Source organism: Cellulomonas sp. P2_F12 (assembly GCF_056403775.1).
The window spans coordinates 53328-75463 of record NZ_JBFUEV010000009.1 but is presented as its reverse complement, the minus strand read 5'-3'; the positions used below and the strand labels follow the sequence as shown (position 1 = coordinate 75463).

At 72.8% G+C, this 22136-nt stretch carries 15 protein-coding genes and 1 tRNA gene; 11 read left to right on the top strand and 5 right to left on the bottom strand.

The window, feature by feature from the left end:
* Window positions 1–125 precede the first annotated feature (125 nt).
* From AC1DWH_RS16885 to AC1DWH_RS16865, 5 genes are read left to right on the top strand one after another with little or no spacing between them, the layout of a single operon-like run.
* Window positions 126–2018: an ABC transporter ATP-binding protein gene (locus tag AC1DWH_RS16885; protein WP_477094660.1), complete on the top strand. Its 1893-nt coding sequence runs from the start codon at window positions 126–128 to the stop codon at window positions 2016–2018.
* Between the two features lie 45 nt (window positions 2019–2063).
* Window positions 2064–2411, top strand: a complete 348-nt coding sequence (locus AC1DWH_RS16880) for a VOC family protein (protein ID WP_477094659.1) — start codon at window positions 2064–2066, stop codon at window positions 2409–2411.
* A complete protein-coding gene (locus AC1DWH_RS16875; RefSeq protein ID WP_477094658.1) occupies window positions 2408–2926 on the top strand; it encodes a hypothetical protein in 519 nt (172 codons plus the stop codon). Before AC1DWH_RS16880 ends, AC1DWH_RS16875 begins: the two co-directional genes overlap by 4 nt.
* A gap of 41 nt (window positions 2927–2967) precedes the next feature.
* Complete coding sequence (locus AC1DWH_RS16870; protein WP_477094657.1) at window positions 2968–3582, top strand: DinB family protein; 615 nt, start codon at window positions 2968–2970, stop codon at window positions 3580–3582.
* A gap of 4 nt (window positions 3583–3586) precedes the next feature.
* Entirely contained in the window at window positions 3587–4402 is an 816-nt protein-coding gene (locus AC1DWH_RS16865; RefSeq protein WP_477094656.1) for an MBL fold metallo-hydrolase, read from the top strand.
* On the opposite strand, the gene AC1DWH_RS16860 is transcribed toward AC1DWH_RS16865, so the two are convergent.
* Genes AC1DWH_RS16860 through dcd form a run of 3 tightly spaced genes read right to left on the bottom strand, consistent with a single transcriptional unit; the run spans window position 4395 to window position 6568 of the window.
* The gene (locus tag AC1DWH_RS16860; protein ID WP_477094655.1) at window positions 4395–4856 is read right to left on the bottom strand and encodes an NUDIX hydrolase; all 462 of its coding nucleotides are present in this window, start codon (window positions 4854–4856) and stop codon (window positions 4395–4397) included. The genes AC1DWH_RS16865 and AC1DWH_RS16860 overlap by 8 nt on opposite strands.
* The gene (locus tag AC1DWH_RS16855; RefSeq protein WP_477094654.1) at window positions 4853–5989 is read right to left on the bottom strand and encodes a hypothetical protein; all 1137 of its coding nucleotides are present in this window, start codon (window positions 5987–5989) and stop codon (window positions 4853–4855) included. The genes AC1DWH_RS16860 and AC1DWH_RS16855 overlap by 4 nt, the downstream gene beginning before the upstream one ends.
* Window positions 5990–5992: 3 nt before the next feature.
* Entirely contained in the window at window positions 5993–6568 is a 576-nt protein-coding gene (gene dcd / locus AC1DWH_RS16850; RefSeq protein ID WP_456845008.1) for a dCTP deaminase, read from the bottom strand.
* 265 nt (window positions 6569–6833) lie between these two features.
* Between dcd and AC1DWH_RS16845 the strand changes: the two genes are divergently transcribed.
* From AC1DWH_RS16845 to AC1DWH_RS16835, 3 genes are read left to right on the top strand one after another with little or no spacing between them, the layout of a single operon-like run.
* Window positions 6834–9296: a glycoside hydrolase family 94 protein gene (locus AC1DWH_RS16845; protein ID WP_477094653.1), complete on the top strand. Its 2463-nt coding sequence runs from the start codon at window positions 6834–6836 to the stop codon at window positions 9294–9296.
* 28 nt (window positions 9297–9324) lie between these two features.
* Window positions 9325–10311, top strand: a complete 987-nt coding sequence (locus AC1DWH_RS16840) for an aldose epimerase family protein (RefSeq protein ID WP_477094652.1) — start codon at window positions 9325–9327, stop codon at window positions 10309–10311.
* A gap of 60 nt (window positions 10312–10371) precedes the next feature.
* Window positions 10372–14550 carry a S8 family serine peptidase gene (locus AC1DWH_RS16835; protein WP_477094651.1) on the top strand — a complete coding sequence of 1393 codons (4179 nt, stop codon included), beginning with the start codon at window positions 10372–10374 and terminating at the stop codon, window positions 14548–14550.
* Between the two features lie 3 nt (window positions 14551–14553).
* Here AC1DWH_RS16835 and AC1DWH_RS16830 read toward each other — a convergent pair whose 3' ends face one another.
* Window positions 14554–16242 (bottom strand): SulP family inorganic anion transporter, encoded by a 1689-nt coding sequence (locus tag AC1DWH_RS16830; RefSeq protein WP_477094650.1) that lies wholly within the window; start codon window positions 16240–16242, stop codon window positions 14554–14556.
* Window positions 16243–16359: 117 nt separating this feature from the next.
* Here AC1DWH_RS16830 and AC1DWH_RS16825 point away from each other — a divergent pair.
* Together AC1DWH_RS16825 and AC1DWH_RS16820 are read left to right on the top strand one after the other, a co-directional pair.
* Window positions 16360–16430, top strand: a tRNA-Gly gene (locus AC1DWH_RS16825).
* A 74-nt stretch (window positions 16431–16504) separates the two neighbouring features.
* Window positions 16505–17029 (top strand): hypothetical protein, encoded by a 525-nt coding sequence (locus AC1DWH_RS16820; protein WP_477094649.1) that lies wholly within the window; start codon window positions 16505–16507, stop codon window positions 17027–17029.
* Window positions 17030–17060: 31 nt separating this feature from the next.
* Here the strand turns inward: AC1DWH_RS16820 and AC1DWH_RS16815 are convergent, their stop codons facing one another.
* Entirely contained in the window at window positions 17061–21251 is a 4191-nt protein-coding gene (locus AC1DWH_RS16815) for a S8 family serine peptidase (RefSeq protein ID WP_477094648.1), read from the bottom strand.
* A gap of 156 nt (window positions 21252–21407) precedes the next feature.
* Here AC1DWH_RS16815 and AC1DWH_RS16810 point away from each other — a divergent pair, with 156 nt between their 5' ends.
* On the top strand, window positions 21408–22091 hold the full coding sequence (locus AC1DWH_RS16810; protein WP_477094647.1) for a DUF998 domain-containing protein: 684 nt from the start codon (window positions 21408–21410) through the stop codon (window positions 22089–22091).
* The last annotated feature ends 45 nt before the right edge of the window (window positions 22092–22136 follow it).

Here is a 22136-nt window from a genome sequence, read left to right as displayed (position 1 = left end):
GGCGGTGACGCTACCGCATGTTGTGATCCAGGCACATAGTGAGTTAACCTCAGCACCGCCTGAGGGAATCGCCGGGGCACGGCAACCGGTTCTCCCAGGGACGCACCAGAACCCAGGAGGTGGGCATGTCGATGCCCGGCAACCCGAACATGCGCGGCTTCGCCAAGGACCGCTCGGTCCAGGACCACAAGCTGACCCGCGACACGCTGCGCCGCATCCTGGGGTTCGCGCGCCCGTACCGCGCCAAGCTCGCCGTCTTCGTCGGGCTCATCGCCCTCGAGGCCGCCGCCGGCGCGGTGACCCCCCTGCTCTTCAAGACCCTGATCGACGACGGCATCAGCAAGGGCAACACGCAGCTGGTCCTCGGCATCGCCGCCGTCGTCGCCGGCCTGGCCGTCCTGGGCGCCGGGCTCTCGGTCGCCGACCGCTGGGTGTCGTCGCAGGTGGGCGAGGGCCTCATCCTCGACCTGCGCACCGCGGTGTTCGACCACGTGCAGCGCATGCCGCTCGCGTTCTTCAGCCGCGCCAAGACCGGAGCCCTCGTCCAGCGGCTCAACGGCGACGTGCTCGGCGCGCAGCAGGCCTTCACCAGCACCCTGCAGAACGTGGTGAGCAACTCGCTGACCATCGTGTTCGTGCTCGCGGCGATGCTCAGCATGTCGTGGCAGCTGACCCTGCTCAGCCTGGTCCTGCTGCCCGCGTTCGTCTTCCCCGCGCGCTGGTTCGGCAAGAAGATCGCCAAGATCACGCGGGAGAGCTACGAGCTCAACGCGGACGCCGCGCAGATCATGAACGAGCGGTTCAACGTCGCCGGCGCGCACCTGGTCAAGATCTTCGGGGACCCGGAGCGCGAGTCGACCAACTACGCCGCGCACGTCGGCCGCGTCCGCGACATCGGCGTCACGCGCGCCCTGTACTCGACGTGGTTCCGCGTCGGCCTGACCACCCTGGCGAGCGTGGCGGTCGCGATCGTCTACGGCCTGGGCGGCGTGATGGCGATCAACGGGCAGCTGACGGTCGGCGTCGTCGTCGCGCTCACCGCCTACCTCGGGCGCCTCTACGGCCCGCTCACCGCGATGTCCAACGTGCAGGTCGACGTCATGACCGCGCTGGTCAGCTTCGAGCGCGTGCTGGAGGTGCTGGACCTGGAGCCGACGGTCGCGGAGAAGCCGGACGCGATCGACCTGCGGGAGCAGACCGCCGCGCACGGCGCGTCCGTCCGGCTCGACGCCGTCGCCTTCCGCTACCCGGGTGCCGACGAGGTCTCGCTGGCCTCCCTCGAGTCCGTCGCCACCCTGCGCAACGAGCCGATCGAGGACACGCTCCGAGACATCAGCTTCACGGTCCCCGCCGGCCACATGGTCGCCCTCGTCGGCCACTCCGGCGCGGGCAAGACGACGATCTCGCAGCTCGTCACGCGCATGTACGACCCGACGCGCGGCTCGGTGCAGATCGCCGGCGCCGACCTGCGGGACGTCACGCACGCGTCGCTGCGCGCCACGGTCGGCGTGGTCAGCCAGGAGGCCCACCTCTTCCACGACACCATCGCGGAGAACCTGCGCTACGCCCGGCCCGAGGCCACCGACGACGACATCGAGCGCGCGCTGCGTCAGGCCCACATCGCGGACCTCGTCACCAGCCTTCCCGACGGCATCCACACCGTGGTCGGCGACCGCGGCTACCGGCTGTCCGGCGGCGAGCGGCAGCGGCTGGCCATCGCCCGCCTGCTGCTCAAGGCCCCGGACGTCGTGGTGCTCGACGAGGCCACGGCCCACCTCGACTCGGAGTCGGAGGCCGCCGTCCAGGCGGCGCTGGACGAGGCCCTCGTCGGCCGCACCAGCATCGTCATCGCGCACCGCCTGTCGACCATCCGGCAGGCCGACTCGATCGTCGTGATCGAGGCGGGCCGCGTGGTCGACCAGGGCACCCACGCCGACCTGCTCGCCCGCGGGGGCCTCTACGCCGAGCTCTACCGCACCCAGTTCGGCGGGACGATCCCGGCGACGACCGCGGCGTAGCCCGAAACGCGGGACGGGGACGGCCGCGGCCACTACCGTCGCGGCATGATCGGACGCATCGACGAGGTCGTCTTCGACTGCGCGAACCCCCCGGCGCTCGCCCGCTTCTGGGCCGACGTCCTGGGCGGCGAGCCCGCGGGTCGCGACGACGACTGGCACTACGTCGACCCGCCCGGCTGGACCCGTGTCGCCTTCCAGCGCGTGCCCGAGGGCAAGATCGTGAAGAACCGCGTGCACCTCGACGTCGAGGTCGCGGACATCGCCGACGCCACGGCGCAGGCGGAGGCGCTGGGCGCGACGCGGGTCGGCGACATCCACGTCGACACCGCCGGCTCGTTCCAGGTCCTGCTCGACCCCGAGGGCAACGAGTGGTGCGTGGTGAAGCCGGCGTGACGCGCCGGACGTGGCGCTGGATCGTCGGGGTCGTCGCGGGGGTCGTCGTCGCCGTCGTCGTCATCGTCCTGCTGACGCGGCTGGTCCCGCCGCAGGACGTGGTCGGCGGCAGCGGGGACTACCCCTACTACGCGACGACGGCCGACCTCGAGGGCACGGCCGACCTCATCGTCCGCGGCACGTTCTCCTCGATCACCGCCGACGACTCCGAGGGCTTCCCGCAGGAGGTCGCGACCGTCGAGGTCACGGCCGCGGCCAAGGGCTCCGTCGAGCCGGGCAGCACCCTCGAGATCCGCTACACGACCGGCAGCGAGGACCCGCCCGGGGGCCTGGCCGTCGGGGGTGAGTACGTGATCCTGCTCGACGACCTGGCCGACGTGGCGGGCGACGTCCCACCGACCCCGGTCAACGCCGACCAGGGCTTCTACACGGTCGTCGACGGCCACGCGGTCGCGTCCCCGACCAACAAGGTCCTCCTCGCCCCCGCGACCCTGCAGGCGCTCGGCCTCTCCTGATTCTGGTTGCACGGGCCGTCGCCGAGGAGAACCGTCGACCCATGACCGTTCCCGCCCGCCTGGCCCCTCTGCTCGCCGAGTACGACTTCGCCCGCGAACGCCTGCTGGACCGCCTCACCGGCCCGACGATGGACAGCGGCGACGGCGAGCAGGTGGAGGTCCCCCCGCTCACCGACGCCGAGATGCTGTGGGAGCCCGTCCCCGGCAGCTGGTCGGTCCGCCGGCACGCCGACGGACCGGGCGTCGGCGCGACGGTCCTGGTGGGATCGGGCGAGTGGGGTCGCGACGGCGGCCGCCCGCACCCGTGGCCGCCGCCGGTCACCACGATCGCGTGGCGCATCGACCACCTCACCGACATGCTGGCCGGCCGCGCGGACCACACCGACGGCAGCCGCACCCGGACCGAGGAGTTCGACCGGCCGCAGGGCGAGGCGGCGGGCGCGATCGCCGGCCTGCGGGCCGCGTCGGAGGCCTGGCGCGCGACCCTGCTGCGGGCCGACGACGCCGCCCTCGACACCGTCGGCTACAGCGCCTACCCGTACGGCTCCGACCCGGAGGACCGGTTCCTCGACATCGTGTGGTGGGTCAACCAGGAGGTCGTCCACCATGGTGCTGAGGTCGCCCTGCTGCGCGACCTCTACCTCCGGCTAGCGTGACCGCATGAGCTTCTGGATCTGCGCCACGTGCGCCGTCGAGAGTGCCGAGCGGTTCGACGTCTGCGCGATCTGCGCCGACGAACGCCAGTGGGTCCCCGCCACGGGCCAGCGCTGGACCACGCTGGAGGAGCTGCAGTCGCAGGGCTACACGGCGTCGGTCGCGCCCCTGGAGCCGGACCTGTTCGCGGTCACCAGCACACCGGGCGCCGGCATCGGCCAGCAGTCGAAGCTGCTGGTCACCCCCGAGGGCTCGCTCCTCTGGGACCCGATCGGCTTCCTCGACGACGACGTCGTGGCGGCCATCTCCGAGCACGGCCCGGTCCGGTACATCGCCGCCAGCCACCCGCACATGTTCGGCGCACAGGTCGAGTGGAGCCGGGCGCTGGGCGGCGCGGAGGTGCTGGTCGCCGAGGCCGACGCCCGCTGGGTCAACCGCCCGGACCCGGTCATCCGCTTCTGGTCCGGACCGCTGGAGATCCTGCCCGGCGTCACCCTGAGCCAGCCCGGCGGCCACTTCCCCGGCAGCGCGATCGTCCACTGGCCCGCCGGCGCCGGGGGCCGCGGCGTCCTGCTCACGGGCGACACGGTCTTCGCCAACCCCGACCGGAAGTCGGTCGCCTTCATGCGCAGTTACCCCAACCACCTGCCGCTCTCGGGCGCGGTCGCCCGCCGGGTCGCCGACCACCTCGAGACCCTCGAGTTCGACCGGCTCTACGGCAACTTCGCCAACCTCATCGCCGACGACGCCAAGGACGTCGTCCGCCGCTCCGCCGACCGCCACATCGGCTGGGTCGACGGCGCCTTCGACCACCTCACCTGAGCGCGTCCTCCAGCCGGTCGACGAACGCCGCCTGAGCCGTCACGACGAGCCGCCGCGCCTCGTCGGGCGCGAACCAGCCGGCCCGGTCGAGCTCCGGGACGAGCATCGTCCGCCCCGACCGCGGGGGCCAGGCGATCTCCACGAGGTTGCTCGCGATCGCGGACGCGTCGAGGTCCCCCTCCAGCGCCCACGCGGTGACGACCTTGCCGCCGCTCTGCCGCACGTCGCCGAGCGGGACCGGGTCCGACGCGGGTGCCGGCACCCCGAGCTCCTCGGCGAACTCCCGGAGGGCCGTCTCGTACGCGTCCTCCCCGGGAGCGGGCTCGCCCTTCGGGATCGTCCAGGCGCCCGCGTCCTTGCGCGCCCAGAACGGCCCGCCCATGTGCCCGAGCAGCACCTCGAGCCCCGCCGCCCGCCGGAACAGCAGGATCCCCGCACTCGTCCGCACGGTCACACGTCCTCGGGGTCCACCAGGAAGTCGGCCTCGTCGGCGATCTCCCCGCCGATCGCGCCGTGCACCGCGCGGGCGACGGACTGCACCAGCGGGGCGGCGCGCGACCGGGCGACGCGGTGCTCGAACGACGGCCGCTCGGCCTCGAGCTCCTCGATGAACGGGGGCTCCCAGTGCACGCGGTACGCGACGACTCCGCCGACGGTCCACGGCAGGCCGCGCATCAGGGGCGGCAGGGTGGTCTCGGCGCCGGCCTCGACGGAGAGGGTCCCGTCGTGGCCCAGATCCACCAGCACGCCGTAGGCCTCGGGCGCGGGGGGCACGGCGATCATGATCTCGTCGTACGCGTCGGCCTCGTCCATCAGGCGCTTGCGCTCGGTCTCGTCCTCCACGCCGTGCTGCTCGAGCGCGGCGGACAGCCCGCGGCCGCCGGCCTCGGCCACCCACCCGGGACGGCCGCCGGCGTCTCGCCCGACCCCGGGCAGCGGTCCGGTCCAGGTGCCGGTCGCCTCGCTGAGCCGCGCGCGCGGCAGCACGGACTGCACCACGGCCAGCGCCTCGTCGGGCTCGAGCCACGAGTCGGACAGCACGGTCAGGTCGATCGCACTGTCGACGTCGGGGGTCAGGACGGTGCCGTGCTCGCCGATGCGCACGGAGCCGCCCAGCCGGCGGGCGGCGGCGACGAGCCACTGCAGGACGCGCTCCTCCTCGCGGATCGGCATTCCCTCGGGGAACGCGCGCTTGAGCCCGTCGCGGTCACCGCCCGGGTACGGCTTGTCGCCGCGCTCGCGGGGGGCGACCAGCACGTAGGCGAGGGTCGACGTCGTCGGCAGGCCGAGGCTGACCGCGTCGTCGGCCTCCACCCGGTACGGGCCGGTCAGCGTCGACAGCCGCGCGAGCCGCAGGGCGCGGGCCGGGGTCGTCGACGAGCCGACCGCCCGGATGCCGAGCGCCGCCGTCATCGGCCCCATGATCCCGCGGGGCTGGGGCAGGTCGCCGTCCTCCCAGCGCGCCTGCGCAAACCGGCTGATGGCCAGCACCTCGACCTCGTCGGCGCCCACGTCCTCGGGCAGCGCGAGGATGTGGCGGGACCGCAGCGTCGGGTCCTCGGCCCGGAGGCGAGGCAGGCTCGCCATGGCTCAGACGTCCGTCCGGTGGAAGTTCTGCCAGGACCGCGACGCCGTCGGGCCGCGCTGCCCCTGGTACCGCGAGCCGTACTCCGACGAGCCGTACGGGTGCTCGGACGCCGAGGACAGCCGGAAGAAGCACATCTGGCCGATCTTCATGCCGGGCCACAGCAGGATCGGCAGCGTCGCCACGTTGGACAGCTCGAGCGTCACGTGACCCGAGAAGCCGGGGTCGATGAAGCCGGCGGTCGAGTGCGTGAGCAGGCCGAGGCGCCCGAGCGACGACTTGCCCTCGAGCCGGGCGGCGATGTCGTCGGGAAGCGTCACGGCCTCGTAGGTGGACCCGAGCACGAACTCGCCGGGGTGCAGCACGAAGGACTCGCCCGGGGAGACCTCGACCAGTCGCGTGAGGTCCGGCTGGTCGGCCGCGGGGTCGATGAACGGGTACTTGTGGTTGTCGAACAGCCGGAAGTACCGGTCGAGCCGCACGTCGATGCTGGAGGGCTGGAGCATGGCGGGCTCGTAGGGGTCGAGGGCCACGCGGCCCGACTCGAGCTCGGCCCTGATGTCACGGTCGGAGAGCAGCACGGGGCCACGGTAGTCCGCCGGGCCGTGCGTCCCGGGCAGGTCCGGGTCGTGGACCGCGAGGCCGCCCGGACGCGCGTTTTCTCCTCGTCGTCCTGCCCGCCCGTTCCACCATCCGACGCGGGCGGCTATGCTCTCGTCCGGGAGCTGCGTGGGAGCGCTCTCGCATACTGAAATCGCGCCGGAGTCAACGACGCCACACCCGCATCGCAGCGGGAGGACGTCGGGAGCAGCAGGCGCCACTGCCGAGCACTCGAGGGGCAAGTCCATGCGGTACGGCCATTTTGACGACGAGGCACGCGAGTACGTCATCGAGACGCCTCACACGCCCTATCCGTGGATCAACTACCTGGGCTCCGAGCAGTTCTTCTCGCTCATCTCGCACCAGTCCGGCGGGTACTCGTTCTACCGCGACGCCAAGATGCGCCGGCTGACGCGGTACCGCTACAACAACATCCCCGCGGACGCGGGCGGCCGGTACTTCTACGTGAACGACGGCGGCGACGTGTGGACCCCGTCGTGGCTGCCGGTCAAGGCGGACCTCGACCACTTCGAGACGCGCCACGGCCTGGGCTACACGCGCATCACGGGCGAGCGCCGCGGGATCTCGGTCGAGACCCTGTTCTTCGTGCCGATCGGCGAGACGGCGGAGATCCAGAAGGTCACGGTCACCAACACGTCCGACGCGACCAAGACGATCAGCCTCTTCTCGTTCGTCGAGTTCTGCCTCTGGAACGCGCAGGACGACCAGACCAACTACCAGCGCAACCTGTCCATCGGGGAGGTCGAGGTCGAGCAGGACGGCCCCTACGGGTCGGCCATCTTCCACAAGACCGAGTACCGCGAGCGCCGCGACCACTACGCCGTCTACGGCGTGAACACGCACGCCTCGGGCTTCGACACCGACCGCGACACGTTCGTCGGCGCCTACAACGGCCTGGGCGAGGCGACGGTCCCGCGCAGCGGCACGTCCGCCGACTCGGTCGCGTCCGGCTGGTACCCGATCGGCTCGCACTCGGTCGAGCTCACGCTGGAGCCCGGCGAGTCCCGCGCGCTCACCTACGTGCTCGGCTACGTCGAGAACCCGGACGAGCAGAAGTGGGCCGACGACGCCCACCAGATCATCAACAAGGAGCCCGCGCACGCGCTGCTGGGCCGCTTCGCGACGACCGAGCAGACCGACGCCGCGTTCGAGGAGCTGCGCGCGCACTGGACCGGCCTGCTGTCGACGTACTCGGTGACGAGCGACGACGAGAAGCTCGACCGGATGGTCAACATCTGGAACCAGTACCAGTGCATGGTCACGTTCAACATGTCGCGCTCGGCGTCGTTCTTCGAGACCGGCATCGGCCGCGGCATGGGCTTCCGTGACTCCAACCAGGACCTGCTGGGCTTCGTGCACCTCATCCCGGAGCGGGCCCGCGAGCGCATCATCGACATCGCGTCCACGCAGTTCGAGGACGGGTCGGCGTACCACCAGTACCAGCCGCTGACCAAGCGCGGGAACAACGACATCGGCTCGGGCTTCAACGACGACCCGCTGTGGCTCATCGCCGGCGTGGCCGCGTACATCAAGGAGACCGGCGACGTCGCGATCCTGGACGAGCCCGTGCCGTTCGACAACGAGCCCGGGTCCGAGGTGCCGCTCTTCGAGCACCTGGTCCGCTCGTTCCAGTTCACGGTGGACAACCGCGGCCCGCACGGCCTGCCGCTGATCGGCCGTGCCGACTGGAACGACTGCCTCAACCTCAACTGCTTCTCGACCACGCCGGGCGAGTCGTTCCAGACGACGGAGAACCAGGCCGGCGGGCACGCCGAGTCGGTGTTCATCGCCGCACAGTTCGTCCTCTACGGCGCCGAGTTCGCGGAGCTCGCCTCCCGCCGGGGTCTCACCGAGGTCGCCTCGCAGGCCCGCAAGGTCGTCGACGAGGTCCGCGCCGCGGTGCTCGAGCACGGCTGGGACGGCGAGTGGTTCCTGCGCGCCTACGACTACTACGGCAACCCCATCGGCACCGACGCCAAGCCCGAGGGCAAGATCTGGATCGAGCCGCAGGGCTTCGCCGTGATGGCGGGGATCGGCGTGGACGGCACCTCCAAGGACTCCCCGGCCATCAAGGCGCTCGACTCCGTCGGCGAGATGCTGGGCACCCCGCACGGCCTGGTGCTCCAGTACCCCGCGTACACGACGTACCAGATCGAGCTCGGCGAGGTCTCCACCTACCCGCCCGGGTACAAGGAGAACGGCGGGATCTTCTGCCACAACAACCCGTGGGTGATCATCGGCGAGACGGTCGTGGGCCGCGGCGCGAAGGCGTTCGACTACTACAAGCGGATCACGCCGGCGTACCGCGAGGAGATCTCGGACACGCACAAGCTCGAGCCGTACGTGTACGCGCAGATGATCGCGGGCAAGGAGGCGTCGCGCGCCGGTGAGGCCAAGAACTCGTGGCTGACCGGCACGGCGGCGTGGAACTTCGTCGCGGTGTCGCAGTACCTGCTCGGCGTGCGCCCGGACTACGACGGCCTGGTCGTCGACCCGCAGATCGGGCCCGACGTCGCCGACTACACCGTCACGCGCGTCGCCCGCGGCGCCACGTACCAGATCCACGTGACCAACTCCGGGGCGGAGGGTGCCCGTGGGCGCCTGACCGTCGACGGCACGCCGGTCGAGGGCAACCTCGTCCCCTACGCCGCCGCGGGCCAGGTCGTCCGGGTCGAGGTCACCGTCTGACCCCGGCGGGGTCGGGCGAGGAACGTCGATGACGGCTGTCCAGGAGATCGAGGCGCTCGCGCCGGCGCTCGAGCAGAGCGGCCGGGTGGTCACCATCCGCAACGGGTCGTGGGAGCTCGACGTGCTGCCGGCGACGGGCGCGTCGATCGCCGGCGGCAGGATCCGCACGGCCGACGGGGTGTGGCGCGACCTGCTGCGCCCCACCCGCAGGACCGTGCTGGGCGAGGCCGAGAAGTGCTCGAGCTTCCCGATGGTCCCGTGGTCCAACCGGATCAGCGACGGCGTCCTGCCGTTCGGCGGCCGCACCTGGCAGCTGCAGCGCAACGGCGCCGACGGCACCGCGATCCACGGCGCCGCCCGGCACGCCGCCTGGACGGTGGTGGAGCGGTCCGAGTCCCGCGTGGTGCTCGAGCTGGACACCTCCGAGCTGATCGGCGTGAACTTCCCCTGGAAGTTCCGCGCGCAGATCACGTACGGGCTGACCGGCGACAGGCTCACGGTCGGTACGTCCCTGCGCAACATCGACGTCGAGCCCTTCCCGGCCGGCTTCGGGCACCACCCGTACCTGCAGCGGACGCTGTCCCCGGTCGGCGCGCAGTCGCCCCTGACGCCCGGCCAGCCCGTCCTGCAGGTGCCCGCGCAGAAGGGCTACTCGCTGGTCAACGCGCTCGCCAGCGGCCCGGCCGGCACCGTCCCGCGACGCGCCGACTTCCGGGTGGCCCGCCCCCTCGGCTCGGCGTTTGTCGACGACGTGCTCACCGCCTGGGAGCCCGGCGCGCCGGTGCGGATCAGCTACGACGAGCTCGGCGTGAACATCGACCTGCACGCCGACCCCGTGTTCGCGCACCTGGTCGTCTACGCGCCCCGGCGCCGGTCCTACTTCGCGGTCGAGCCGGTGACCAACGTGAACAACGGCTTCTCGCTGCACGCCGCCGGGGTGCCCGGCACCGGCGTGTTCGTCCTGGACCCGGGCGAGGAACGTTCGGGCGCGTTCACCATGACGCTCCGCGGCTGACGCCGGGCAGATCCCGCCAAATCGCTCAAGTCGTCCGTCCGGATGGTCGATGATCCCCTCGTGCCTCCCCGTCTGCGCCCCGTCCTCGCCGTCGCCCTCGGACTGGGTCTGACCCTCGGGCTGGTGCCCTCGGCGGGTGCTGCGGCGCCGGCGCCGATCGACCCGACGACGGGTGAGCGGCCGACCGACCGCGGCCCGTTCGCGGTGGCGGCGGACCCGCAGCCGTCCGAGTCCGACGGGTACGCGCCCGGGCACGTGCTGGTCCGGTTCGCCGACAGCACGACGAGCTCCCAGCAGCGGTCCGCCCTCTCCTCGGTCGGCGGCAGCCGTGAGGGCACGATCGCCGGCACCGGGTTCGTCGAGGTCGCGGTGGGCGACGACGACCCGCAGACCGTCGCGGACGCGCTCGCCGACGACCCGCGCGTGGCCGAGGTGCAGGTGGACCACGTGCGGCACGCGACGGCGTGGACCAACGACCCGCTGCTCTCCTACACCTGGCCCTACACGGACCTGACCCGGATGCCCCGCGCGTGGGACGTGTCCACCGGCTCGGGCATCGTCGTCGCGGTGCTTGACACCGGCGTCTCGGCCACCCACGAGGACCTGACCGGCTCGGTGCTGCCCGGGATCGACCTGGTGGACGGCGACTCCGACGCGACGGACGAGCACGGCCACGGCACGCTCGTCGCCGGGATCGTCGCCGCCCACGGCAACAACGGCAAGGGCATCGCCGGCACCGCCTACGGCGCGAAGATCCTCCCGGTGCGCGTGCTGGACGAGACCGGCAACGGCAACGACGAGACGATCGCTGAGGGGATCAGCTGGGCGGTCGCGCACGGCGCGGACGTCATCAACCTGTCCCTCGGCGGCCCCGAGGTGGCGCCGCTGCTGCGCTCCGCGATCGCCAGCGCGGTCGCCGCGGGCGTCGTCGTGGTGGCCGCCGCCGGCAACGACGGGACCGAGACGCCGTTCTTCCCGGCCGCGTACGCCCCCGACATCGACGGCCTGCTCGCCGTCGGCGCCACCGACGACGACGGCGCCCTGACCTCGTTCTCCAGCTGGGGCGACTGGGTCTCGCTCACGGCCCCGGGCTGGTCCATCGTCGGCCCGGCGCTCGCCGGCGGGTACGCGTCGGGCTCGGGTACGTCCTTCGCCGCCCCGCAGGTCAGCGGCACCGCCGCCCTGGTGCTCGCACATGCCCCGACCCGCACCCCGGCCCAGGTCGAGGCCGCCCTGGTGTCGACCGCCCGGGACGCGGGCCCGCGCGGGGTGGACGACTACTACGGGTCCGGCGTGCTCGACGCGGCCGCGGCCGTGACGGTGAACGACCCGGTCCGCGCCGCCGTGTCCGTCCCGCTCGACCGGGCGGCGAGCGACCCCGGGGGTGGCGACGACAGCGCCGCACGCGCCCGCGCGATGACCGGCGGCTGGGCCGACGGCACGCTGGCGCCCGAGGGCGACGTCGACTGGTACCGCGCCCCGGTGCCCGCTGCCGGGTGGTACGACGTCCGCGTCGACCTGCCGTACGCCGACGAGGACCAGGAGCTCGACCCCGTCCTCGAGGTGCGCGACGCCCAGGGTCAGGTGATCGGCCGGGCCGACGACGCCGGGACCAACGTCAGCGAGCACGTGGTCGTCCCCGCCGCGGCGGCCGGTGCGCTGCTGGTAGGTGTCACCAACGGCACCGGGCACGCCTCGAGCCAGCCCTACGAGGTGTCCGTGACCCTGGCGGACCAGCAGGTCAGGTTCGCGGAGGCCGCCCAGACGGGCGCTGCCGACACGCGCACGATGGCGGTCGGCGACGTCACCGGCGACGGCGTCGTCGACGTGGTCACCACGTCCCCGGGCGCGTCGTTCGCCGTCTACCCGGGCGACGGCGACGGCGCGGGCAGCCTGGCCCCGCCGGAGGAGGTCGCGGTGACCACCGCCACGGGCAACGGCATCGCGACCGCCGACGTCGACGGCGACCACGACCTCGACGTGGTCGTGGCCGTCCGCACCGGCTACCAGCTCTTCCTCCAGGACGCCGGCTCGCTGACGCCCGGCGCCGTGATCCCCACGACGTCGACGACCGGCGGGTCGCTGCTGGTCGCCGCGGACATGGACGGCGACGGCGACACCGACCTGGTGCTGACCGGCTTCGCGGACGACTCCACCCATGTCGCCGTCAACAACGGCGCCGGCGTCTTCACGCTCGGCGTGGCCGTCCCCACGGGCCTGGTCCGGCTGACGGTCGGCGACGCCACCGGCGACGGTCACCCGGACATCGTCACGGCGTCCGACGTGTTCGCGCAGGCCGCGGGCGGCACCTTCGCCGGACCGGCCGCGCTCCCCTACCTCGCGACGACGAACGGCGTGGCCGTCGGCGACGTCACCGGGGACGGTCGGCCCGACGTCGTGCGCACCGACGGCACCGGCTGGCTCTACGTCGAGCCCAAGCTCACGACGGCCGGCTTCGGCACCCAGCGCAAGGTGTGGGCCGGCAGCAACGCGTCCCCCGTGGCACTCGGTGACATCGACGGCGACGGGCGGACGGACGCCCTCGTCGCCAACCAGGGGTGGAGCACCGTCTCGCTGCTGCGCCAGCTGCCCGACGGCACCTTCGACACCCCCGAGGTGGTCGCCCCCCTCACGTCGCAGCCCTGGTTCCAGGAGGGCGCGTTCCGGCTGGCCGACCTCGACGGCGACGGGCTGCTCGACGTGGTCCAGACGCCGAACGGGGTGTACGCCGACCACACGGTCGTCGTCCTGCACCACCTCTCGTTGACGCCCGTCGGCGCCGAGCACGGCTGGTTCGACGACGTCACCCCGACCCCGCACTCCTCGGGCGCCGCGCTGCGTCCGACGGTCAAGGTCGTGGCGGGTCGGCCCCTGTCGCCCGCGTCGCTCACCGCGCAGACCGTCCGGCTGCGCGACGGGCAGACCGGCGCGACCGTCAGCACGGTCCGCGCGTACGACGCAGCGACGAGGACCCTGAGCATCACGCCGACCGCGGACCTCAGCCCTGGCGGACACTACGAGGTCATCGTCCGCGGGGTCACCGACGCCGACGGGTTCGTGCAGGACACCCCGCTGCGCACCTGGTTCACGGTGGCGGCGCACGGCGACCGGTTCACGCCGATGGACCCGCTGCGCGTGCTGGACACCCGCATCGCGCTCGGCGTCCCCACGGCCGCCCGCGTCGCCTCCGGCCAGCCCGTGCGGCTCGACCTGTCCGACGACGTCCCCGCGGGGACCACCGCGGTCGTCCTCAACGTCACGGCGTCGGCCCCCAGCACGCAGGGCAACATCCGCGTGTACCCGACGCCGAGCGGGAGCGGCGGAGCACCCAAGGTCTCCAACCTCAACGTCATGCCGGGCGTCGACCAGCCGAACCTGGTGACCGTGGGCCTGGGTGCCGACGGGTCCGTCACGCTGCTGGCCGAGGCCACCACGACGCACCTGATCGCCGACCTCGCCGGCTACTACAGCCCCGGCGGCGGCACCGCGTTCGAGCCCGTCGCCCCGGTGCGGCTGCTCGACCTGCGCGACGGGACCGGCGGCGTCCCCGCCGGCCGCCTGCAGCCCGGTCACTGGGTGGACCTGCAGGTCGCCGGCAAGGGCGGCGTGCCCGCCGACGCCAGCGCCGTCGTCCTCAACGTCACCGGCACGGGCGTCACCGGCCTGACCCACGTCCGGGTCTACCCGTCCCCGGGCGCCGGCGAGGACCAGACGCCGCCCGACATCTCCAACCTCAACCTCTCGCCGGGCCGCGACCAGCCCAACCTCGTCACGGTCCGCCTGGGCGACGGCGGCCGCGTGCGGTTCTACATCCACACCGCCGCTGCCTACCTGCTGGCCGACCTCGCCGGCTACTACACGGCGACCGGCGACAACGGGTTCGTCCCGCTGACCCCCACGCGCATCGCCGACACCCGCAGCAGCCTCGGCATCCCCCTGCTGCGCTCGGGCGTCGCGTCCCCGCTCAAGGTCGGCGGGGTCTCGGGCGTCCCCTCGACGGCGACGGCCGCCGTCCTCAACATCACCGGCTCGCAGCCCCGCGGCGTCACGCACGTCCGGGCCTTCCCGACGACCGTCCCGGCCACCCTGCCGGACATCTCCACGATCAACCTGGTGCCCGGGCGCGACGAGGCCAACCTGGCGATCGTCCGGCTCGGCGACTCCGGGAGGGTGTCGTTCTACGCGGCGACGGCGGACGTGGACCTGATCGTCGACGTCTCGGGGTACTTCCGGAAGTAGCGGTCAGGCCTTCTGGGACGCCACGAACGCCAGGACGGCCGCCTCGACCGTCGGGAAGACGTGCGCGTTGTCGAAGCCCTCGAGCGTGCCGTACCGCCGGAGGTCGTCCAGCAGCGCGGGATCGGGGGAGGCGAGCGCGAAGACCCCGTGGTCGGCGTGCACCGCCGTGATCAGGCCGGCCAGGGCGAGGCTGGCGGAGTAGTCGACGTCGGTGAGCGAGGAGCAGTCGAGCACCAGCCAGCGGACCTTGTCCGGCGCGCCGGCGATCAGTGCCTGCACGTCGTCGGAGAACCGGTTGGCGTTGGCGTAGAACAGCTCGGCGTCGTACCGGAACACCAGCAGCCCGGGCAGGCTCTGCGCCCCGGGGGCGGCCGGCGTGTACGAGGGGACGCCCTCCTTGTTGACGCCGACCAGGAAGCCCTTGGGCGAGTAGGCCCGCCGGATGATCTCCAGGATCGAGAGCGCGACCGCCAGGACGATGCCCTCCTCGACCCCGACCGAGAAGACGACCACGGCGGTGAGCAGGGCGATGACGAACTCGCTCACCCGGGCCGCCCTGATCCGCCGCAGGCCGGCGACGTCGATGAGCCCGATCCCGATGAGGAACACGATCGCGGCCAGCACGGCCTTCGGCATGTCGGTGAGCAGCCCGGTGAGGAAGAGCACGACCGCGAGCGCGACCAGCGACATCGTCATGTTGGCCACCTGCGTGCGGCCGTGCTGCTCGTCGAGGATCTGGGTCTTGGTGGGGCTGCCGTTGACGACGAACGTGCCGCTGAGCCCGGCGGCGAGGTTCGCGCCGCTCAGCCCGACGATGTCGCGGTTCACGTCGACGCGCTGGTCGTGCTTCATCGCGAAGCTGCGGGACGTCGCGGCGCTCTGCGCGATGATCAGCACGAAGCACGAGAACGCGATCCCGATCACCTTGGGCACGTCGCCCCAGTCGAGGCCGCTGGGCAGCCCGACCGGCGGGAAGCCACCCTGGACCGCACCGATGACGTCGACGCCGTGCGAGGTCGCGTCGAGGCTGCCCGACAGGACGATCGACGCGATCACGGCGATCACCGCCCCGGGCACCCGGGGAGCGAACCGCTTGCAGCCGATGATGATGACCAGCGTCCCGACGGCGAACGCGACGGTCCACGGGTCGGCATCACCGAGGTGCGTGATCGTGTACCACTGCTGCGCGAACCAGTTGCCGCTGCCCTTGGGGATGCCGAGCATCTCCGGCAGCTGCCCCGTGAACACCTGGATGCCCACGCCGGTGAGGAACCCCACCAGCACCGCGGAGCTGAGGAAGTCTCCGAGGAACCCGAGCCGCAGCAGCCGCGCGAGCACGAGCAGCACGCCGCAGACGATCGCCACGAGGCTCGTCCACGCCAGCCACTCCGCCGTGCTCGGCTCCAGCCCAGCGATCCCGAGTCCCGCCAGGCCGGCCGCCAGGATCGCCGCGGTCGCGGAGTCCGCACCCACGACGAGCAGGCGCGACGAGCCGAGCAGGGCGAAGACGAGCGTCGGGAAGATGAGCGTGTAGATGCCGGTGACCACGGGCGTCTGCGCGATCGAGGTGTAGCCCATCGTCTCGGGGATCGCGACGGCGGCCAGCGTCACCCCCGCGACGACGTCCGGCGCGAGCCACGACCTGCGGTAGCCGCGCAGTGTCGCCGGGACCATCGAGCGGGACTCCGCCACCGTCTACCTCCGCTGCTGGGGTGCGGCCAGTGTGGCGCGTGTCCGCGCTGTCCGGGTGGAGTTCGCGGCACCGATCCAGCCGGGTATGCTCTCTGCCGGACCGATCCTGTCGGTCACGCGGGTGTAGTTCAGTGGCAGAACTTCAGCTTCCCAAGCTGATAGCGCGAGTTCGATTCTCGTCACCCGCTCCCAGCTCCAGAAGTCCCCCTCGCAGAACGACCGTCGCGGTACCTTGCGCGCACACGTCGAGGAGGGAGCAGTCGTGCCGCTGACCGTGCGCGAGTCCGTCAGGTCCGGTGCGTCGACCCTGCTCGTCGGGGTCGCGACCGTGGTGCTCCTCGCCGGGTGCGTCGCCGGGACGGACCCGCCCGTGGATGCGGCGACGCCCACCACCTCGCCGACCGTGAGCGCGACGCCGAGCCCGACCGCGACCGCGACCCCCGTTGCGACCGTCACCGCGTCCGCCTCCGCGCAGCCGTCCGCCACGTCGGACGACCCTCGACGCGCGACCGCCGACCGGTTCATCGCCGCATGGCGGACCCGGGACGCGGCGACGATCACGGCGCTGACCGGCTCGCCCGACGACCCGGATGCGCTCGCCGACCTGACACCGTCGAGCGACCCGGACTGCGACGTCGTCGACAGCGCGAGCCCGGACGGCCTGGCCTGCCTCGTCGACGTCGAGGAGGCTGCCGGCGCCGAGATGGGCTACGGCGTGGTCGTCGACGTGACTCCCGGAGCCGACGGAGGCTGGGTCGTCACCTGGGGGATGATCGACTTCGGGTGACGGGTCTCCCCGCCACCCGAGCCGGCTGTCCTCACTTCCGGAAGTACCCGGAGACATCGACGATGAGGTCGGTGTCGGCGGTGAAGGTGAAGAACGAGACCTTCCCGCCGACCCCCAGGCGGGCGATGACCAGGTTGGCCTCGTCACGTCCGGGCACCAGGTTCAGGCTGGACACGTCGGGCAACGTCGCCGGCACGGTGGTCGGGAACACCCGGATGTGCGTGACGTCGCGAGGCCGCGACCCCGTCACGTTCAGCACCGCGGCCGTCGCGTCCGCCGGAACACCCGCCAGGCCGGTGACCTGCAGGTCCTGCACCTTGCCGGCCTTCATCAGCCCGGTGAACCCCTGGGAGAACCGGGTGTCCGCGATGCGCGCCGGGGTCAGCGGCACATACCCGTTGTCCCCCGTCGCGGTGTAGTACCCGGCCAGGTCGGCCAGCAGGTACGTCGCGGCCACCGGGGCGTCGAACCGGATCCGGCCCCCGTCCCCGACCTTGACCGTCACCAGGTTCGGCTGGTCCCGGCCGGCGCGCAGGTTCAGGTTCGACACGTCCGGGCCGCCCTGCGCGTCCCCCGGGCCCGGGGTCGGGTAGACCCGCACATGGGTCGGGGCGGCCGTCTGCGTGCCGGTCACGTTCAGCACCACGGCCACCGCGTCGGCGGGGACCCCGTTACGGCCGGTGACCTGCAGGTCCACGTGCGCACCAGCGGCCAGACGCCCCTGCGGGACCCCACCCGTGCCGTCGCGCAGGTCCATCACCCGCACCGGCGCCAACGGCTCGAACGCCGCCGCGCCACCCGCCGAGTAGTACCCCGAGACGTCCACGATCAGGTGCGTCGAGGTCGCCTCCGGCAGCAGGCTGATCGTGCCGTCCGCCCCAAGAGCCACCGTGACCAGGTTCGGCTGGTCCACCCCCGGGACCACGTTCAGGTTGGACACCGTCGGCGGGATGCCGTTGGCCGGGGTCGGGTAGACCCGCACGTTGCCCTGCCGGGCCACCCCCGTCGCCGTCACGTTCAGCACCACGGCCGTGCCACCCGCGGCGGCCAGGCCGCTCAGGTCCAGCACCAGCTGCTCACCGGACTCGATCGGGAACCCGTAGTCACGGCTGTCGAAGATGCGCACCGGGTCGATCGGGGTGAACCGCGACCCGTTCGCCGCGACGGTGAAGAACGACCGGATCGGCTCGTCCTGCACCGCGTTCGCCGAGTCGGTCAGACCCGCCACGATCACCTCGTAGTGGCTCCCCGGGGACAGGTCCGCGGAAGGCGTCAGGCCGATCGTCTTGGTGCCCGACGTGTACGTCACCGACGCCGGCACGACCGCACCCGTCGCACCGTTGATCAACCGCACCGTCGACGCGCTCGCCGAGCCGGCCTTCAATGCCCGCTCCAACGCCACCGACACCGTCGGACGCACCCCGGCACCGGCGCTGTTCGTCGCCGGCGTCACACCCTTCAGCCACCCGTGCCCGAGCGGAGCCTGGTCGAGCGAGTTCTGCCGGAAGACCGACATCCCGTTGTCCGAGAGCACCAGGTCGTTGTGCCCGTCGCCGTCGACGTCGCCGACCTTGAGGCCGTCCGGCTGGTACCAGGACACGTAGTTGCCCGCGCCGAAGGTGATCGGTGCGCCGAGCGTCCCGTCGCTCTTCTGCGGGAGGACGGTGATGCCCAACCACCCGCTGTTCGTCACGACCACGTCGGTCCTGCCGTCGCCGGTCACGTCGCCCGTCGCGATCACGTCGGGGATCTCGTACGCCGGGTAGGAGTGCGAGGCGGCGAAGGTCTGGTTCGCCTGCATCGAGTCCACCTGGACGAGGCCGTTGTTGGACGCGCTCGGCCGGATCACGTCCGCGAACCCGTCGCCGGTGACGTCGGCGATCGCGAGCGTGCGCCAGAGGCCGAAGCCCGTGCTGGGCAGCGCGACCGGGTCGGCGAACGTACCGTCAGGCTTCTGGGCGAAGTACTGGGAGACGTCGACGATGTCGGGCCGCCCGTCGCGCGTGACATCGCCGACCGCGATCCAGATGGACGACGGGACGACCGCGCCCAGTGTGAACGTTCCGGTGCCGTTGTTCTTCGCCACCTGTGCGCCACCCGCAGTCCAACTGGTGAGCACGAGGTCCTGGTCGCCGTCGCCGTCGATGTCGGCAGCGACGACCTTCTGCGCGTCCGCGAACGAGAGGGACGTCCCGGCGACCAGACCGCCGGCCAGCGGCTGCGTGAACACCTGGACGCCGGTCGTCGTGGCCGCGACCACGTCCATGCGGCCGTCGCCGTTGACGTCGACACCGGCGATGCCCGACCCGTTGAAGGTCCCGCTCGGGAGCGCGACGAGCGTCGGTGCCGCGACGGTGCCGCCCGCCTGCCCGGCGTAGACGTCGAGCGCGGAGCCCTGCAGCGGTGCGCTCACGGCGTCGGCCCGCCCGTCGCCCGTGACGTCACCCACCGCGATCGGACCGTCGTACGTGTCCGGTGGGGTCGACTGGTGGGTCCTGGTGAACGGCGGAGCCGTCCCGGGCGCGGCCGTGATCGTGTAGGTGTCGGTCGAGATCGCGCCGTCGGCCTCGGAGATCTCGACGTAGAAGGTGCCCGCCGCGGGGACGGGGACGAACGCCTGGGCCGTCGGGTTGCCCCCGGTGCTGGCGGAGGCGACGATGTCGCCCGCCGCGTTCCGGACCTCGACGTCGGCGACCAGCTGCACCCCCACACCGGGCGTCGGCGTGATGTCGACCTGCACGACGTACCAGCCGGCGGACGGGGCGTCGACGCGGTACCAGTCGACGTCGCCCTCGGGGCTGAGCGTCGCGGTGCTCCCGCCGCCCGGCAGCGACCGCGCGGTCGCCCGGGTGTCATCGGAGCCGCCCGGGTCCGTGGGCGCGCGGTCCAGCGGCACGCCCGGCGCGGCCGGGTAGGTGTCGGCCGCCGTCACGGCGGCGGCCGCGTCGAGCACCCCGCGGCCGTAGTACGGGTCGATCCCGCGCGGGCCGGCGTCGGTGGCCGTGGAGACCAGCCGCTGCTCCACCGCGGCCGGGGTCAACGCCGGGGAGTGCGCGACCACCAGCGCGGCCGCGCCGCTGACGAACGGTGCGGCGAACGAGGTGCCGGTGCCGGTCGTGTACCAGCCGCTCGCCGACGGACCGACCACCTGGTAGCCCGGTGCCGCCAGGGTGACCCAGTCGCCCCAGCTGCTGAAGTCCGTGAGCGAGCCGTAGTCGTCGGTGGCCGACACCGCGAGCAGCCCGTCGACCTGCGGAGCGTAGGCGGCCGGGTACATCGGGACGTCCGTGCCCTCGTTGCCGGCCGCCGCGACGACGACGACGCCCGCGGCGACGGCACTCTGGATGGCGGTGAGCACGACGGGCGCGGGGTCGGGACCGCCGAGCGAGAGGTTGATGACGTCGGCACCGTGCGAGGTGGCCCAGGTGATCCCGGCCGCCACCGTCGAGTCGGTGCCCGATCCGGTGTCGTCGAGGACCTTGACCGGCAGGATCTTCGCGCCGTACGCGGCACCGGCCGCACCGTCGGCGTTGTTCGCGTGCGCGGCGATGACCCCGGCGACCAGGGTGCCGTGCCCGGCGACGTCCTCGGGGTCCGAGTCGTTCCCGATCAGGTCCGTGCCCGCGAGCACCGAGCCGGCGAGCTCCGGGTGCGTGCCGAAGACGCCCGTGTCCAGCACGGCGACGACCGTGCCCGTGCCCGTGCTGGTGTCCCAGGCCCGCGGCAGGCGCAGCAGGTCGAAGTAGGGCACCGACTGGACGTACGGGTCGTTCGGGACCGCGAAGGCGTGCCGCACGTGGTCCAGCTGCACGTCGGCGACCTGCGGGTCGGCGTCCAGCTTCGCCACGACGGCTGTCGGGTCCTGGTCGCCGACGTCGACCTGCACCCAGCCCGTGCCGTCGACGACGTCCTCGACCTGGGTGCCCAGCGCGGACAGCGACGAGCGCTGCTGGCTCGGCGACGCCGTCGTCGCGAACCGGACCAGCACGTGGTCCGGGGCGTACCCGGCCTCCTCGGGTGCGGCCGGGGTCTGGAGCTCGGGCAGCGGCGGCGCCGTGCGGGGCGCGTGCTCCGGGGGCGCGCTGAACGGCGTCGTGTGCACGTCCGGCGACGGGTCCGCGGGGGAGGGCTCCGGCGCGGCCTGCGCGGGAGCGCCCAGCGCGACCAGCAGCGCGAGGGTGAGGGGCGCGGCGAACCGCAGGGTGTGGCGTCGGCGCAGCACGTGGGCTCCCGGTGTTGGTGTCGGGACCCTGCACCCCTGCAGCCGACCGTCGGGGTCACGGTAGCGACAGCGCGGCCGGGAGTCGTCGCCCGAACGGGTCAAATTCGGACGACCGTCCACCCCCGGCGAGCGACCGTCGTCGCTACCGTTCCCACCATGGACGACGACGCGGCGGCCCGCTCGACCAGGCGCACCTGGGCACTGGTCACCGTCGCCGCGCAGGTCGTCTTCGTCGCGTCCTGGCTGGTCGCGGCGGCGTGGCAGGGCGCCGGCTACAGCGTCCTCGCGCACTCGATCAGCGACATGTATGCGGTCACGGCGCCGCACGCCTGGTTCCTCGTCGTCGTGCTGACGCTGACCGGAGCCGTGACGATCGTCTTCGCGTGGCTCTGCGTCTGGCCGTCGCTGCGGGCCGGTGGCTGGTCCGCGCGGGTCGGCTCGATCCTGCTGGCGCTCTCGGTCTACGGCCTCGGAGACCTGCTGACCCCGTTCGAGCGCCTCGCGTGCCGGATCGCCGACGCCGGCTGCAGCGCGAGCGCCCAGACCGCGAACCTCGGCGGGACGCTCGACACGGTCCTGACCACGGCCGGCTTCACGTTCCTCGTGGGCGCCGGCTTCTTCCTCGCCGCCGCGATGCACAACACGACCGACTGGCAGGGTCGGGCGAGACCGACCCGCTGGTTCACGATCGCGGTGCTCGTGCTCTTCGTGGCGGCCGGGGCGTTCTCGACCTCGCCCGTCGGCGGCCTGCTCGAGCGTCTCGCCGCGGCCCTCGGCGCGGCCGGCATCGCGCTGCTCGCCCTCGACATCGCGCGGCGGAACGAGCGCGCGACGGCGTGATCGTGCGGAAATCGCCCCCGCCGCCCGGTCCCTGGACCTAGGCTC